General features: G+C 70.5%; 14 protein-coding genes. 7 read left to right on the forward strand and 7 right to left on the reverse strand.

Going from position 1 to position 14,660, the window contains the following annotated elements; translation table 11 throughout:
- The first annotated feature begins 121 nt into the window (after window positions 1-121).
- Window positions 122-1,066, forward strand: a complete 945-nt coding sequence (locus ABZ624_RS19320; protein WP_360089866.1) for a VTT domain-containing protein — start codon at window positions 122-124, stop codon at window positions 1,064-1,066.
- 3 nt (window positions 1,067-1,069) lie between these two features.
- Here the strand turns inward: ABZ624_RS19320 and ABZ624_RS19325 are convergent, their stop codons facing one another.
- Window positions 1,070-2,725: a threonine/serine exporter family protein gene (locus ABZ624_RS19325; RefSeq protein ID WP_360089869.1), complete on the reverse strand. Its 1,656-nt coding sequence runs from the start codon at window positions 2,723-2,725 to the stop codon at window positions 1,070-1,072.
- 130 nt (window positions 2,726-2,855) lie between these two features.
- Window positions 2,856-3,347, reverse strand: coding sequence for an inorganic diphosphatase (locus tag ABZ624_RS19330; protein ID WP_046730908.1), 492 nt, complete (start codon window positions 3,345-3,347; stop codon window positions 2,856-2,858).
- Window positions 3,348-3,471: 124 nt separating this feature from the next.
- On the opposite strand from ABZ624_RS19330, the gene dacB reads away from it, so the two are divergent.
- From dacB to folE, 6 genes are all read left to right on the forward strand, one after another.
- The gene (dacB, locus tag ABZ624_RS19335) at window positions 3,472-5,049 is read left to right on the forward strand and encodes a D-alanyl-D-alanine carboxypeptidase/D-alanyl-D-alanine-endopeptidase (protein WP_360089872.1); all 1,578 of its coding nucleotides are present in this window, start codon (window positions 3,472-3,474) and stop codon (window positions 5,047-5,049) included.
- Window positions 5,050-5,149: 100 nt separating this feature from the next.
- Window positions 5,150-6,283 (forward strand): zinc-dependent metalloprotease, encoded by a 1,134-nt coding sequence (locus tag ABZ624_RS19340; protein WP_360089875.1) that lies wholly within the window; start codon window positions 5,150-5,152, stop codon window positions 6,281-6,283.
- A gap of 191 nt (window positions 6,284-6,474) precedes the next feature.
- Window positions 6,475-7,533: a tRNA lysidine(34) synthetase TilS gene (gene tilS / locus ABZ624_RS19345; protein ID WP_360089878.1), complete on the forward strand. Its 1,059-nt coding sequence runs from the start codon at window positions 6,475-6,477 to the stop codon at window positions 7,531-7,533.
- Between the two features lie 48 nt (window positions 7,534-7,581).
- Window positions 7,582-8,142, forward strand: a complete 561-nt coding sequence (hpt, locus tag ABZ624_RS19350; RefSeq protein ID WP_360090048.1) for a hypoxanthine phosphoribosyltransferase — start codon at window positions 7,582-7,584, stop codon at window positions 8,140-8,142.
- Window positions 8,143-8,357: 215 nt separating this feature from the next.
- Window positions 8,358-10,397, forward strand: coding sequence for an ATP-dependent zinc metalloprotease FtsH (gene ftsH, locus ABZ624_RS19355; RefSeq protein WP_360089881.1), 2,040 nt, complete (start codon window positions 8,358-8,360; stop codon window positions 10,395-10,397).
- 134 nt (window positions 10,398-10,531) lie between these two features.
- Window positions 10,532-11,137 carry a GTP cyclohydrolase I FolE gene (folE, locus tag ABZ624_RS19360; RefSeq protein WP_360089884.1) on the forward strand — a complete coding sequence of 202 codons (606 nt, stop codon included), beginning with the start codon at window positions 10,532-10,534 and terminating at the stop codon, window positions 11,135-11,137.
- Between the two features lie 24 nt (window positions 11,138-11,161).
- Here the strand turns inward: folE and ABZ624_RS19365 are convergent, their stop codons facing one another.
- From ABZ624_RS19365 to folP, 5 genes are all read right to left on the reverse strand, one after another.
- Window positions 11,162-11,650, reverse strand: a complete 489-nt coding sequence (locus ABZ624_RS19365; protein ID WP_360089887.1) for a DUF3180 domain-containing protein — start codon at window positions 11,648-11,650, stop codon at window positions 11,162-11,164.
- Between the two features lie 72 nt (window positions 11,651-11,722).
- Window positions 11,723-12,334, reverse strand: coding sequence for a 2-amino-4-hydroxy-6-hydroxymethyldihydropteridine diphosphokinase (folK, locus tag ABZ624_RS19370; RefSeq protein ID WP_360089892.1), 612 nt, complete (start codon window positions 12,332-12,334; stop codon window positions 11,723-11,725).
- Complete coding sequence (folB, locus tag ABZ624_RS19375; protein WP_360089894.1) at window positions 12,331-12,690, reverse strand: dihydroneopterin aldolase; 360 nt, start codon at window positions 12,688-12,690, stop codon at window positions 12,331-12,333. The genes folK and folB overlap by 4 nt, the downstream gene beginning before the upstream one ends.
- Window positions 12,691-12,939: 249 nt before the next feature.
- On the reverse strand, window positions 12,940-13,476 hold the full coding sequence (locus tag ABZ624_RS19380) for a nuclear transport factor 2 family protein (protein WP_360089898.1): 537 nt from the start codon (window positions 13,474-13,476) through the stop codon (window positions 12,940-12,942).
- Window positions 13,473-14,522: a dihydropteroate synthase gene (gene folP, locus ABZ624_RS19385; protein ID WP_360089901.1), complete on the reverse strand. Its 1,050-nt coding sequence runs from the start codon at window positions 14,520-14,522 to the stop codon at window positions 13,473-13,475. Before folP ends, ABZ624_RS19380 begins: the two co-directional genes overlap by 4 nt.
- Window positions 14,523-14,660: the final 138 nt, after the last annotated feature.

Genomic DNA, 14,660 nt, shown 5'->3' on the forward strand with positions numbered 1-14,660 from the left:
CATCCCCCAGCGCATCCTGGAGACACCGGTGGAACCTGGAGCGGTCGCATCGCGTTGATAGCTTTGTGCGGCGGCCGTACCCGGATGCCGTAGCCGCCTTGACCCCCTGGAGCCCGGACCCGTGATGACACTCGCCCTCGGCCCGAGCTGGATGGACCCCAACTACCTGCTCAACACCTACAGCATCTGGGGCCTGCTGCTCGTCGTCTTCGCCGAGTCCGGCCTGCTCATCGGTTTCTTCCTGCCCGGTGACTCGCTGTTGTTCACCTGCGGTCTGCTGATCACCTCCCACAAGATGCACTTCCCGCTGTGGGGTGCGATCGCCCTGATCTGCCTCGCCGCGATACTCGGCGACCAGGCGGGCTACATGTTCGGCAAGAAGGTCGGCCCGTCCCTGTTCAACCGCCCCGACTCGCGCCTGTTCAAGCAGGAGAACGTCACCAAGGCGCACGAGTTCTTCGAGAAGTACGGCCCGAAGTCCCTGGTCCTGGCCCGCTTCGTGCCCATCGTGCGCACGTTCACGCCGATCATCGCCGGCGTCAGCGGCATGAAGTACCGCTCGTTCCTGATCTTCAACGTCATCGGCGGTGTCCTGTGGGGCGCGGGCGTCACCCTGCTCGGCTCCTGGCTCGGCAACATCGGCTTCGTCAACAACAACATCGAGGCGATCCTGATCCTGATCGTCCTCGTCTCGGTGATTCCGGTCGCCATCGAGGTCCTCCGCGCCCGCGGCAAGCAGAAGAAGGCTCCGCGGACGGCACCGGAGCCGTCCCGCCCGGCACCCCCGGTCATGGACACCGAGACCACCCAGCTGCGCCGCGTCGAGCCGGACCAGCCGTACGAGTACCAGCAGCAGGAGCAGCAGTACTGGAACCAGGGCGGCTACGACAACCCGGGCGGCTACGACAACCAGGGCGGCCACGACAACCAGTACGACCCGTACTACGGCCGGCAGCAGTACCCGCAGCAGCAGCCGTACGGTGAGCAGCAGCAGTACGACCAGCGGCAGTACGACCAGCACCAGTACCCGTACGACTACAACCAGGGCAACCACCGCGCCCCGTAGTCCTCAGAAGCCCCTGGTCCTCTTGGCGGCCCGCCGCTTGCCGGCGGAGCCGATCCTCAGGAACAGCCGGAAGACCTCCGACCCCAGGTTGACCCCGATGGCGATGGCGATGGCCAGCGACGCCGCGTTGGCCAGCGACACCAGCCCCTTGTTCACCTCGTTCTGGGCCATGTTGAGCAGCCCGAAGTACGTGGCGGAGCCAGGCAGCAGGGGCCCGATCGCCGCCGTCGTGTACGGCAGGGCCGAAGCGAACCGGTACCGCGACAGCAGCTGCCCGAAAAGGCCCACCAGCCCCGCCGCAACGGCCGTGGACGCCACCGGCGAGATGTCGGCCACGTAGTGCATCGCGCCGTACACCGACCAGGCGACACCCCCGTTGAGCGTCACCCACAGCACGGTCGAACGTTCCTGCTGCAGCAGCACCGCGAACGTCAGAGACAGCAGCATGGACGCCGCGATCTGCACCAGCGGCCGTTCGTTGATGATGAGCGCCGCGTCCGGGTTCAGCTTGCCGCCGACCTTCACACCGAAGTACAGGACGACCAGCACGCCGGTGACGATGCCGACGAAGAAGTACATGACCTCCAGCAGACGCGCGGAGGCGGTGATGTAGAAGCCCGTCAGGCCGTCCTGCACGCCTGCCACCAGCGCCCGCCCGGGCAGCAGCGCGAACAGTCCACCGGTGACGACGGCGGACGCCTTCACGTCGACGTGCGCCAGCGCGAACGCCACCCCGATCGCCGCGGGCGGCATCGCGGCCACCGTGAACTGGTAGAACTCCGGCAGCCCGCGTCCCGCGCACAGCCAGGCCAGCCGGTCGCCCAGCATCGCGCCGACGGCCGCCGCGACGAACACGATCAGATCACCGCCGACCAGGATGGAGGCGGCTCCCGCGAGCAGTCCGCTTGCCAGGCTCAGCGCCCAGCCGGGGTAGGGGTGCCGGTTGCGGCGGATCTCCGCCAGCCGCCGGTAGGCCTCCTCCAGGGAGACATGGGTCTCCGGGTCGGTCAGGTCGTCCACCAGCCGGAACACGGCCGCGAGCCGCGTGTAGTCGGTGCCCCGCCGCCGTACCGTCCGCGACGCCGTCACCGGGTCCTCCACCAGCGACGGCTGGTGCGAGATCGACAGCAGCGTGAAGGTGACGTTCGGCTCACAGCGGTCCAGGCCGTAGGAGCGGCACACCGCGAACATCGCGGCCTCCACGTCCTCCGCGCCCTCGCCGCCGGCCAGCAGCAGCTCGCCGATGCGCAGGGTCAGGTCGAGCACGCGGGGTACGGCCGGGCCGTCCTCCTCCTCGCGCTGTACCGGCTCCGGCGCGGGCCGCTCGGTCACCGGCATGCGCAGCATCGTGCGCATCCGGTCCTGCCAGGGCGCGTCCTTGACCAGGCTGACCAGCGGGACTCCGGCGGCCGGAGTGAACGCCGACGGGGCCTCCTTGGCGCTGTAGGTGCTCGGCAGGCTGAACGCCGACCCCTCCGGCTCGGCACTCGGCGGCTGCGGCGCCGGAAGTCCCCGCGGGACCGCGAACTCGGACGTGGTCTCCGGCTCACCGACGCCGTCGGGGGCCTCGATGCCCTGCGGAATGGCGAACTCGGACGTGATCTCCGGGTCGTACCGCGCCTCGTCCGACCGGGGCTTGCGGTCCTCCGCCTCCGTCACCTCGCACCGCTCCCTGAACGACACCTTCCGTACGGCTCAGTATGCGCACACGTACCCGAACGGTCCGTACGCGTACGTGCATGCCAAACGGGCCGCACGCACGCGTACGGCCCGTTCCGGCGCGCGGGGCTCAGTGGCCGCCCTGCTCCTTGAAGCGCTTGTACGACCGCTCGATCTCCACCTCGGCGTCCGTGCGGCCCACCCAGTTGGCGCCCTCGACCGACTTGCCGGGCTCCAGGTCCTTGTACACCTCGAAGAAGTGCTGGATCTCCAGGCGGTCGAACTCCGACACGTGGTGGATGTCGCGCAGGTGCTCCACTCGCGGGTCGGTGGCCGGCACGCACAGCAGCTTGTCGTCGCCGCCCGCCTCGTCCGTCATGCGGAACATACCGATCGCGCGGCACTTGATCAGGCAGCCCGGGAAGGTCGGCTCGTCCAGGATGACCAGCGCGTCCAGCGGGTCGCCGTCCTCGCCGAGGGTGTTCTCGACGAAGCCGTAGTCGGTCGGGTAGGCGGTCGAGGTGAAGAGGCGACGGTCCAGGCGGATCCGACCGGTCTCGTGGTCCACCTCGTACTTGTTGCGCGAACCCTTCGGGATCTCGATCGTGACGTCGAACTCCACCGGTGGCTCCTCCATGATCAGCACATAGTTCTGGTGGTTAAGTGTCCCTCACGCAGGTGTGTGATCGCGAAAGGGGCTGGTGGTCGTGCCAGAGCTGAGGCCTTGGCGGGCTGCGAGACCGCAGGTGGAGCGGATCGCGAACGCCGTACGACCGCGTCTGGCGCGGGCCCGGGCGGCCGCGAAGCCGCAGGTCGCGCGGTTGACACGGGCCCTGCGGCCCCAGCCCGCCCGCCTGCCCCGTCGGCAGGCGGTCAGAACCTGGCAGTACACCGCGGGCGCCGCCACCGTCGGCCTCGCGCTCGCCGCCGGTGTGGTGACCGCGGCGGGCCCCTGGGACGCCAACGGTCAGCGTACGGCCGAGCGGGACCACGCCGCGGCCCTGGAGCGACCAGGTGGCGCAGATCACGGCCGCTCCGGCACGTCGTCGACGGCGGCACCCCGGCCCGCGCCGAGCGCCGCGCCCGTCCTGGCGGCCCTGGACGGCCCCGTGGGCGCCCTCGACACCAAGAAGGCCGCGCCGGGCGCAAAGCCCCTCTCGGACGTCCTGGGGCCCCTCCTGGACGCCTCCGCGCTGGGCGGCGACCATGCGGCGGCCGTCGTCGACGTGGTCACCGGCAGGCGCCTGTACGGCACCGGCTCCGGCAAGGGGTTCGCCCCCGCCTCCACCACCAAGATCGCCACCGCTGTCGCCGCCCTGTCCGCCCTGGGCCCCGACCACCGCCTCACCACCCGTGCCGCCCTCGAACCCGACACCGGCGAACTCGTCCTCGTCGGCGGCGGCGACCCCACCCTCACCGCCCACGACACGACCGGGGAAGCCGGCGGCGGGGAGGACTGGGCCAGCCTGCGCGCGCTGGCGACCGACACCGCCAAGGCGCTCCGCAAGCGCGGGATCCGCAAGGTCACGCTCTCCTACGACACCACCCTCTACACCGGCCCCGCCCTGCACACCATCGGCGTCAACGACAACCTCGCGCCCGTCAGCGCCCTGACCGTCGACGAAGGCCGCACCGACGACTCCACCCGCGGTCCGGCGCACCGCGTGACCGACCCGGCGAAGGACGCGGCCGGCAAGTTCGCGGTCCTCCTCAAGGACGCCGGGATCACCACCACGCCCCCCGGCCCCTCCAAGGCCACCACGCGCGCGCAGACCCTCGCCACGGTCTCCTCGCCCCCGCTGTCCGCCCTGGTCGAGCGCATGCTGACCAACAGCGACAACGACATCGCCGAACACCTGGCCCGCCAGACGGCCCTCACCAGCGGCGAACCCGGCAGCTTCGACGGCGGCGCCAAGGCGATCTCCGCGCGGCTGACCAAGCTGGGCCTGCCGATGTCCGGCGCCTCCTTCCACGACGGCAGCGGCCTCAACCGCGACGACAGGCTCACCGCCGACCTCCTCACCGCCCTCCTGGTCACGGCCGGCGACCCCGGCCGCCCCGGTCTGCGCCCCGTCCTCACCGGCCTGCCCGTGGCCGGCTTCACCGGCACCCTCACCCACCGCTACACCGACGGCGCCGCCGGCGTCATCCGCGCCAAGACCGGCACCCTGACCGGCGTCAACACCCTGGCCGGCACGGTGGTGGACACCGATGGCCGCCTCCTGGCCTTCGCCTTCCTGGCCTCCGGCACCACCGACCCCCTGCAGGCCCAGTCGGCCCTGGACACAACGGCGACCGCACTGGCGGGCTGCGGTTGCCGGTAGCCGCTGCACGGGTCGTGCCGGGTGTCAGGGCAACACCCCCGACCCCCGCCACCCCCACACGGCCTGCCCCGAGCGGGAACGCTCACGTACGGTTGTCAACATGACTGGCTTCGGTGGCACCGCATCTCCCGGGATGGTCGACTGGAACCTCGCGGTGGCGACCGCGACACGGCTCGTACGACCGGGCCCGGACGTCAGTCGCGACGAGGCCCGCGCCGTCGTCGCGGAGCTGCGCCGGCACGCCAAGGCCTCGGAGGGGCACGTCCGGGGCTTCACGCGTATGGGCACCGAGGACACCCGTGACACCCCCGTCCTCGTGGTCGACCGCCCCGGCTGGGTCCGCGCCAATGTCGCCGGCTTCCGCGAGATCCTCAAACCGCTCCTGGAGAAGATGCAGGAGCGGCGCGCGGGCAACCCGGGCAGCGCGGTCCTCGGCACCGTCGGCGGCAAGGTCACCGGCGTGGAACTCGGCATGCTGCTGTCGTTCCTGTCCTCCCGCGTCCTCGGCCAGTACGAGACCTTCGCCCCCGCCACCCGCGACCTCCCGGCCGGCGAGAACGGCGGCGGCCGACTCCTGCTCGTCGCCCCCAACATCGTCCACGTCGAGCGCGAACTCGACGTCGACCCGCACGACTTCCGCCTGTGGGTGTGCCTGCACGAGGAGACCCACCGCACCCAGTTCACGGCCGTGCCCTGGCTGCGCGACCACCTGGAGGGCGAAATCCAGTCGTTCTTGGCCGAGACCGACGTCGACCCGATGACCTTCCTGGAGCGCATCAGGGAAGCCGCGCAGTCCCTCGCCGGAGGCCGCCCCGAGGGCGAGGAGGAGGACGGCGGCCGGTCCTTCGTGGAGCTGGTGCAGACCCCCGCCCAGCGCGAGATCCTCGGCCGTCTCACCGCGGTGATGTCCCTGCTGGAGGGGCACGCCGACTACGTCATGGACGGCGTCGGACCCAGCGTCGTACCGACCGTCGCGGAGATCCGCGAGAAGTTCCAGCAGCGTCGCGCCAAGGGCGCCTCCCGCCTCGACCTCGCCCTGCGCAAGCTGCTGGGTCTGGATGCCAAACTGAGGCAGTACCGGGACGGCGAGCGGTTCGTACGAGCCGTCGTCGAGCAGGTCGGCACCGACGGCTTCAACCGCGTGTGGACCTCGCCCAACACCCTCCCCACCAAAGCGGAGATCGCCAAACCGGCGGACTGGGTCGCGCGGGTGCACCGCAAGGCCGAATCCTGAACGGCATGGACACGTCGTGAATGGAATTCGGCCGACGGCAGGCGAACGCCCCTCCAATCACCCGTCCGAGGGACCGTGAGCCATGCGTAGGCGTGCAATGCTCGGGGAACGGCCCGCTTCTGTCACCATCTACACACTCTGAGTGACCGACTCGGACTCACCCCCGAAAAACTTCATGAAGGGAACCGGACATGGGTCCCCATCCTGCGGTCGCGGCGATACGCCTGGCGGTCCGCCGCGTCCTCCACGACATCCTCAACGACCACCACAGCCTCGCCGGTGCCGGCGCCCGGCAGGCCTTCGGCCCGCGCCCGGACCGGCCGGCCGAGCGGCCCCCCTCCCCGCTCGTGCTCGTCGCGTGCTCCGGCGGCGCCGACTCCATGGCCCTCGCCTCCGCCCTCGCCTTCGAGGCGCCCAAGCTCGGCGTCCGTGCCGGCGGCGTCACCGTCGACCACGGCCTCCAGCCCGGCTCCGACCTCCGCGCCGACGAGGTCGTCCTGCGTCTGCGTGAACTCGGCCTCGCGCCGGTCGAGTCCGTCGCCGTGACCGTCGGCCGCGAAGGCGGACCGGAAGCCGCCGCCCGAGACGCCCGCTACGCCGCCCTCGACGCCGTCGCCGAACGCCACGGCGCCACCGCGGTCCTGCTCGGCCACACCCGCGACGACCAGGCCGAAACCGTCCTTCTCGGCCTCGCCCGCGGCTCCGGCATCCGCTCCCTGTCCGGCATGGCGGCGGTCTCGGGGGCCGCCGGCCGTTACCGGCGCCCCTTCCTGGAACTCGACCGGCAGACCGCCCGCAAGGCCTGCATGGTCCAGTCCCTCCCCGTCTGGGACGATCCTCACAACGCCGACCCCGCCTACACCCGCTCCCGGCTGCGGCACGAAGGCCTGCCCGCCCTGGAGAAGGCCCTCGGCAAAGGGGTCGTGGAGGCGCTCGCCCGCACCGCCCAGCTCTCCCGGGACGACGCCGACGCCCTCGACGCCTGGGCCAGCCAGGCCGAGGCCGCCGTACGGGATGCCGCGGGCATGCTGGAGTGCGCCAAGCTCTACGCCCTCCCGCCCGCCGTACGCCGCCGCATCCTGCGCCGCGCCGCCATCGAGGCCGGTGCCCCGGCCGGTTCGCTGTTCGCCCGCCACATCGAGGAAGTCGACCGCCTGATCACCGGCTGGCGCGGCCAGGGAGCCATCAATCTCCCGGGCAAAGTCGTCGCCCGCCGGCAGGGTGGCAGACTGGTGATTCGGCAAGGCTGAATCCTTACCCCCCGAGGGGGTGAGCAGCCGGTGGGACGACCGAAAGTGATGCGGGTGGACGCGAAAGACATGGGTGCCGACCTCCAACAGGTGCTCATCACCAAAGAAGAGATCGACGCGAAGCTGGCCGAGCTGGCCGCGAAGATCGACGCGGAATACACGGACAAGGACCTGCTCATCGTCGGCGTCCTCAAGGGCGCGGTGATGGTCATGGCCGACCTCGCCCGGGCGCTGTCCACCCCCGTCACCATGGACTGGATGGCCGTGTCCTCCTACGGCGCGGGTACCCAGTCCTCCGGCGTCGTGCGGATCCTCAAGGACCTCGACACCGACATCAAGGGCAAGCACGTCCTCATCGTCGAGGACATCATCGACTCGGGCCTGACCCTGTCCTGGCTGATCAACAACCTCGGCTCCCGCGAGCCCGCCTCCCTGAAGGTGTGCACGCTGCTGCGCAAGCCGGATGCGGCGAAGGTCGCCATCGACGTCGAGTGGGTCGGCTTCGACATTCCGAACGAGTTCGTCGTCGGCTACGGCCTCGACTACGCCGAGAAGTACCGCAACCTGCCGTTCGTCGGTACGCTCGCGCCTCACGTCTACGGCGGCTGAGCCGGACCGGGTGGTGTGAGCCACTCGGCTCAAGCCTTGTAGGACGATCGGGAACCCCGGCGGGTTCCAGGCCGTTGAAGCATGCAGAGACGGGTTTCCCGGCCTTCGAAGCAAACTTCGTGCGGCTTCGGACCACCACGCTGGGGTACCGTCAGAAGAACTGTCTTATCAAACTCACTATGGCAGGAGGGACGGGGCGGCACCGCTCCGTATGGATGGACGTGAAGCGATACTTCCGTGGGCCGGTCATGTGGATCGTGCTGGCCGTCCTTGCCGTGGTCGTGTTGATGCAGGTCGTCGGCTCGTCCGGCGGCTACAAGACGGTGGACACCGGCCAGGTCATTGCCGCGATCAATGACAACAGGGTCCAGTCGGCCAAGCTGACCACAGGCGACGAGCAGACCATCAAGGCCACCCTCAAGGACGGCCAGAAGGTCGACGGCAGCTCGAAGATCCAGGCAAGCTACATCGGTGACCAGGGCGCCCAGCTCGCCGGCTCGCTGCAGACCAAGTACCAGGACAAGCAGATCCCGGACGGCTACACGGTTTCGCCGTCCAAGCAGAACCCGTTCGTCGGCGTCCTGCTCTCCCTGCTGCCCTTCGTCCTGATCGTGGTCGTCTTCCTGTTCCTGATGAACCAGATGCAGGGCGGCGGCTCCCGGGTCATGAACTTCGGCAAGTCCAAGGCCAAGCTCATCACCAAGGACACCCCGAAGACGACCTTCTCGGACGTCGCCGGCTGCGACGAGGCCGTCGAGGAGCTCCACGAGATCAAGGAGTTCCTGCAGGAGCCGGCCAAGTTCCAGGCCGTCGGCGCCAAGATCCCCAAGGGCGTGCTGCTCTACGGCCGTCCCGGTACCGGTAAGACGCTGCTCGCGCGTGCCGTGGCCGGCGAGGCGGGCGTCCCCTTCTACTCGATCTCCGGTTCCGACTTCGTCGAGATGTTCGTCGGTGTCGGTGCCTCCCGGGTCCGTGACCTGTTCGAGCAGGCCAAGGCGAACGCTCCGGCGATCGTCTTCGTCGACGAGATCGACGCGGTCGGCCGCCACCGCGGCGCCGGCCTCGGCGGCGGTCACGACGAGCGCGAGCAGACCCTGAACCAGCTGCTCGTCGAGATGGACGGCTTCGACGTCAAGGGCGGCGTGATCCTCATCGCCGCGACGAACCGTCCCGACATCCTCGACCCGGCGCTGCTCCGCCCCGGCCGCTTCGACCGCCAGATCGCGGTCGACCCGCCGGACCTGCAGGGCCGCCTGGAGATCCTCAAGGTCCATCAGAAGGGCAAGCCGGTCGCGCCCGACGTCGACCTGGCCGCCGTCGCCCGGCGCACCCCCGGCATGACGGGTGCCGACCTGGCGAACGTCCTCAACGAGGCGGCCCTGCTGACCGCCCGTGGCGACCAGAAGCTGATCGACAACAGGGCGCTGGACGAGGCGATCGACCGTGTGGTCGCGGGCCCGCAGAAGCGGACCCGGATCATGTCGGACAAGGAGAAGAAGATCACCGCGTACCACGAGGGCGGCCACGCCCTGGTCGCGGCGGCCTCCCCGAACGCCGACCCGGTGCACAAGATCACGATCCTGTCCCGCGGCCGCGCCCTCGGCTACACGATGGTCCTGCCGGACGAGGACAAGTACTCGACCACGCGTAACGAGATGCTCGACCAGCTCGCCTACATGCTGGGCGGCCGCGCCGCCGAGGAACTGGTCTTCCACGACCCGACCACCGGCGCCGCGAACGACATCGAGAAGGCCACCAACCTGGCCCGCGCGATGGTCACCCAGTACGGCATGACCGAGCGGCTCGGCGCCATCAAGTTCGGCGGCGACAACAGCGAGCCGTTCCTCGGCCGTGAGATGGCTCACCAGCGCGACTACTCCGAGGAAGTCGCCGCCCTGGTGGACGAGGAAGTCAAGAAGCTGATCGAGACCGCGCACAACGAGGCCTGGGAGATCCTGGTCGAGAACCGCGACGTGCTCGACCAGCTCGTCCTCCACCTGCTGGAGAAGGAGACCCTGGGCAAGGAGGAGATCGCCGAGATCTTCGCCCCGATCCACAAGCGCCCGCCGCGGCCCGCCTGGACCGGCTCCTCCCGGCGCACCCCGTCCACCCGCCCGCCGGTGCTCTCCCCCAAGGAGCTGGCCCTCACCAACGGCGCGAACGGCGCGACGGCCGCCATCAGCACGGTCAAGTCCACCGCCACGGAGTCCGCTCCGGTCACGGACCAGACTCCGGAGGAGCGTCCGGAGAGCTGATCGCGTTCCGGCCAACCGGCCTGGAATGAACGCCGCGCCCGCCAGGTTTTAGCCTGGAGGGCGCGGCGTTCGTATGTCCGCACACAGACGCGTGGCCGCCGCCACGCGACAGAGGCACAGGAACGAGGAACCAGATGACCGACCCCGTGACGCTGGACGGCGAGGGCCAGATCGGCGAGTTCGACGAGAAGCGCGCCGAGAACGCCGTACGGGAGCTGCTGATCGCGGTCGGCGAGGACCCGGACCGGGAGGGCCTCAGGGAGACACCGGCACGGGTGGCGCGGGCGTACAAGGAGATCTTCGCGGGCCTGTGGCAGAAGCCCGAGGACGTGCTGACGACGACGTTCGACCTGGGGCACGACGAGATGGTGCTCGTGAAGGACATCGAGGTGTACAGCACCTGTGAGCACCATCTGGTCCCGTTCAGGGGCGTCGCCCACGTCGGCTACATCCCGTCCGTCACCGGGAAGATCACCGGCCTGTCCAAGCTGGCTCGTCTGGTGGACGTCTATGCCCGCCGACCGCAGGTGCAGGAACGACTCACCACGCAGATCGCGGACTCGTTGATGGAGATCCTGGAGCCGCGGGGCGTCATCGTGGTCGTCGAGTGCGAGCACATGTGCATGTCCATGCGCGGCATCCGCAAGCCGGGCGCGAAGACCATAACGTCCGCCGTGCGCGGACAGCTGCGGGACGCGGCGACGCGGAACGAGGCCATGAGCCTGATCATGGCGCGCTGAACCGGGCCTTTGGGAAACCGGCGGTCAGGCCGCCGGTTCGGCTCCCGGGTGGTTCTGGTCCTCGTCCTCCGGGAGTTTGCACACCCGCTCCAGGAACAGGGCCGCCGCTATGACCCCGACGCCCGCCAGGACCGAGAAGCCGGCGTAGAAGGCCTGGTCGCGGCGGGCGGGGATGTCGAGGAGTTCCAGGAGGAAAACGCCCGTGCCGCCGTACAAGCCGGCAACCAGGGCGGCGACCAGGGCGCTGGCCTGGCCGAAGACGACCGCGCGGGCGGCCATCAGGGGATCGACGCCCTTCGCGCCGGGGCGGCGCTCACGCTGGGCCTTGAGGCGGGAGCGCAGGGAGAGCGCCGTGGAGAGCAGGACCACGGCGATCAGGGCGAGCACGATGGGGGCGGCCAGGGGGACGCTGGGAAGGGTCCCGATCGAGTTCCAGAGGCGGGCGCCCGCCCAGGACAGGACGCCGGCGACGACGAACACGCCTGCCAGCAACCTGATGCGCAGCTCTCTCACGGTGTCCCTTCAGTTCCCCCGGACCGGCCCGGACGGCGGTCGCTCACGACCTTGTCGCCTTGACCTTAACGACTACTCGGGCAGTCGGAGTTCCAGGTCCTCGCGGGGCTCGACGCCCGCACGGGTGAGGGCCGACAGCAAATCAGCCACCGTGCCACGGCCGGGCAACTGGGCCTGCGGGTCCACGTCGTACCAGGGCGCGAGCACGAAAGCGCGCTCATGGGCGCGCGGGTGGGGCAGGGTGAGGTGCGGGTCGTCGGAGGTGACACCGGCGTAGGCGACGATGTCCACATCCAGGGTGCGCGGGCCCCAGTGCTCGTCGCGGACGCGTTTGTACGCCTCCTCGATGGCGTGCGCCCGCTCCAGCAGGGAGGCCGGGGGCAGGGTCGTCTTGAGGACCACGACCGCGTTGAAGTACGACGGCTGGCTGCCGGGCTCGACGCCCCAGGGCTCGGTCTCGTAAACCGGGGAGACGCCCTTCACGCGGACACCGGGGGTGTCCTCGAGGGCGTCGACGGCGCCCTGGAGTGTCTCCAGGCGGTTGCCGAGGTTGGAGCCGATGGAGATGACGGCCCACTGGGGGTTGTGCAGGGTCGTGTCGGCGGCGTCGACCTTTTCGACGACCGAGGCGGGCACCGGCTGGACGGTCGGGTCGCTGTGACCCTGGAGGAAAGGTCGGGTCATACTCGGCTCCGGGTGATGGTGACGGTCACGTCGTCGAAGGGAACAGTGATCGGCGCGTCCGGCTTGTGGACGCAGACCTCCACCTCCTGTACCCCTTCGTGCTTGAGGCAGGTCCGGGCGATCCGCTCGGCGAGGGTCTCGATGAGGTCCACCGGCTCGCCCTCGACCACGGCCACGACCTCCTCGGCCACGATGCCGTAGTGCACGGTCTTCGCCAGGTCGTCGTCGGCCGCGGCCGGCCGGGTGTCCAGCCCCAGGACGAGGTCGACGATGAAGGTCTGGCCCTCCTCGCGCTCCCTGGGGAACACACCGTGGTGCCCGCGGGCCTTGAGGCCGCGCAGCGCGACACGATCCACGCGAATCACTCCTGCAATCGTCGGGAAGGACCGGTCCGTACCGCGTGCGGGCGGTACACCGGCCTCAGACGAATCTACCTGCGGGCACTGACAAAGCCGGGCTGCAGGGACGCGGGCCCGGGCCGGGACCACGAGCGTTCATCTCGTGTTTCCCCGGGGAAACACGGCCTTGCCATGGGTTGGTAGCGGCTCCTACCCCGGGGTAGGTGATTCCAACCACTTCTTGGTCCTCTGGGGGCGTCCACCCGCTCAGGCGAGGGGTCCGTCGTCCGGATTCACGCCATTGACGCCGCCGGTCTCGCCGTCCTCGTCGTCGCTCTCCGCCAGGACGGGAGAGGCATGGTGCGACCAGAGCTTCCAGCCGGAGGGGGTGCGCCGGAACACATTCGTGGCGACGACGAGCTGGCCGACCAGCGGCCCCAGTTCCCCGCCGCCCTCGGGCGCGGGGCCGCCGCTGAGGATGTTCTCGGTGCAGGTCACGAGGGCGGTGTCGCCGGTGACGGAGACGTGCACGTCGGTGAGGAAGAACTGGATGTAGTCGGTGTTGGCCATGATCAGGGCGTATGACCTGAGGACCTCGCCGCGGCCGGTGAGCACCGGCCAGCCGGGGTGTACGCAGGAGATCACGCCGGTGTCCGCAGGGTCGTGGTACTCCTCGTCCACCCCCAGGTCGGCCGGGGTGAGCCAGAGCGAGGACAGCTCCTCGAAGTCGCCGCGTTCCATCGCCTCGTAGAAGGCGGTGTTGGCGGCCTCCACCTGCTCGACGTCGGTATGAGGGGCGCTCACCGGGCTCCTTCCGCCCCACGCTCGTCAGCGGCGCCGGGCGCACGCCCACTACCGCGCCCCGCGCTCTCGCTCCCGTCTCCCGGCGCGTCCACTGTCCCGTACGCCCCCCGCTCACCCTCCGTGCCCGGCGCGCGCCCTGCTTCACGTGCCCTGCCTGCACCTGGTGCGCTCGGCGCAGACCCGGCCATCCGCGCCTTCTCCACGGCGCGCGCGACCCGTACCGCGTCCGCGGTGGCGCGAACTTCGTGTACGCGTACTGCCCACGCGCCGGAGTGCGCCGCGAGCGCGGAGACGGCGGCCGTGGCGGCGTCGCGCTCCCGGGCCGGCGGGGGTGCGGCCTCCGGGCCGGCGAGGACACGGCCGAGGAACCGCTTGCGGGAGGCGGCCACGAGCAGGGGGTGGCCGAGGGCGCGCAGGCGGTCGAGGTGGGCGAGGAGCGTGAGGTCGTGCTCGGCCTCCTTGGAGAAGCCGAGGCCGGGGTCCACGACGATGCGGTCGGGGGCGATGCCGCCGGCGAGGACGGCCTCCACGCGCGCGTGCAGCTCGTCCACGACCTCGGCGACGACGTCGTCGTAGACGCCCTTGACGTTGCCGCCCTGGAGGAAGCCGCGCCAGTGCATGACGACGAACGGGGCGCCCGCGTCGGCGACGACCGGGATCATCGCGGGGTCGGCGAGGCCGCCGCTGACGTCGTTGACGAGGGCGGCGCCGGCCGCGAGGGACTGCTCGGCGACACAGGCGCGCATGGTGTCGACGGAGACGACGACGCCTTCGGAGGCGAGGCCGCGGACGACCGGGATGACGCGCCTGAGTTCCTCGGCCTCGTCCACCCGGGTGGCGCCGGGACGGGTGGACTCGCCGCCGACGTCGACCAGGTCCGCGCCCTCGGAGACGAGGTCCAGGCCGTGTTTGACGGCGACGGTCGTGTCGAACCAGCGGCCGCCGTCGGAGAAGGAATCGGGGGTCACGTTGACGACACCCATGACCGCGCACCGGTCCCATGCCGGAAGGCCCGCCACCTGGCCGCGCCCGCTGAGGTTGTTCATACGTTCAGCGTAGGCCCAGGAGGGTGCCGCAAACGCGCGGCGGCCCGGGCGGGAGCCCCTGTGCTGGAGGGGTGGGGTGCCCGCCCGGGCCCGTCCTGGCCGCGCCGTACGGTCATGCGGCGCTCAGTGCGTCCTACG

This window comes from Streptomyces sp. NPDC007205 (assembly GCF_040634095.1).
Lineage (GTDB): Bacteria > Actinomycetota > Actinomycetes > Streptomycetales > Streptomycetaceae > Streptomyces.

Coding starts and splice junctions, on each gene's coding strand:
- tilS (WP_360089878.1), top strand. CDS start 6,475: ATGGGTCCCCATCCTGCGGTCGCGGCGATACGCCTGGCGGTCCGCCGC.
- hpt (WP_360090048.1), top strand. CDS start 7,582: ATGCGGGTGGACGCGAAAGACATGGGTGCCGACCTCCAACAGGTGCTC.
- folK (WP_360089892.1), bottom strand. CDS start 12,334: ATGACCCGACCTTTCCTCCAGGGTCACAGCGACCCGACCGTCCAGCCG.
- ABZ624_RS19340 (WP_360089875.1), top strand. CDS start 5,150: ATGACTGGCTTCGGTGGCACCGCATCTCCCGGGATGGTCGACTGGAAC.
- ftsH (WP_360089881.1), top strand. CDS start 8,358: ATGGACGTGAAGCGATACTTCCGTGGGCCGGTCATGTGGATCGTGCTG.
- folE (WP_360089884.1), top strand. CDS start 10,532: ATGACCGACCCCGTGACGCTGGACGGCGAGGGCCAGATCGGCGAGTTC.
- folP (WP_360089901.1), bottom strand. CDS start 14,522: ATGAACAACCTCAGCGGGCGCGGCCAGGTGGCGGGCCTTCCGGCATGG.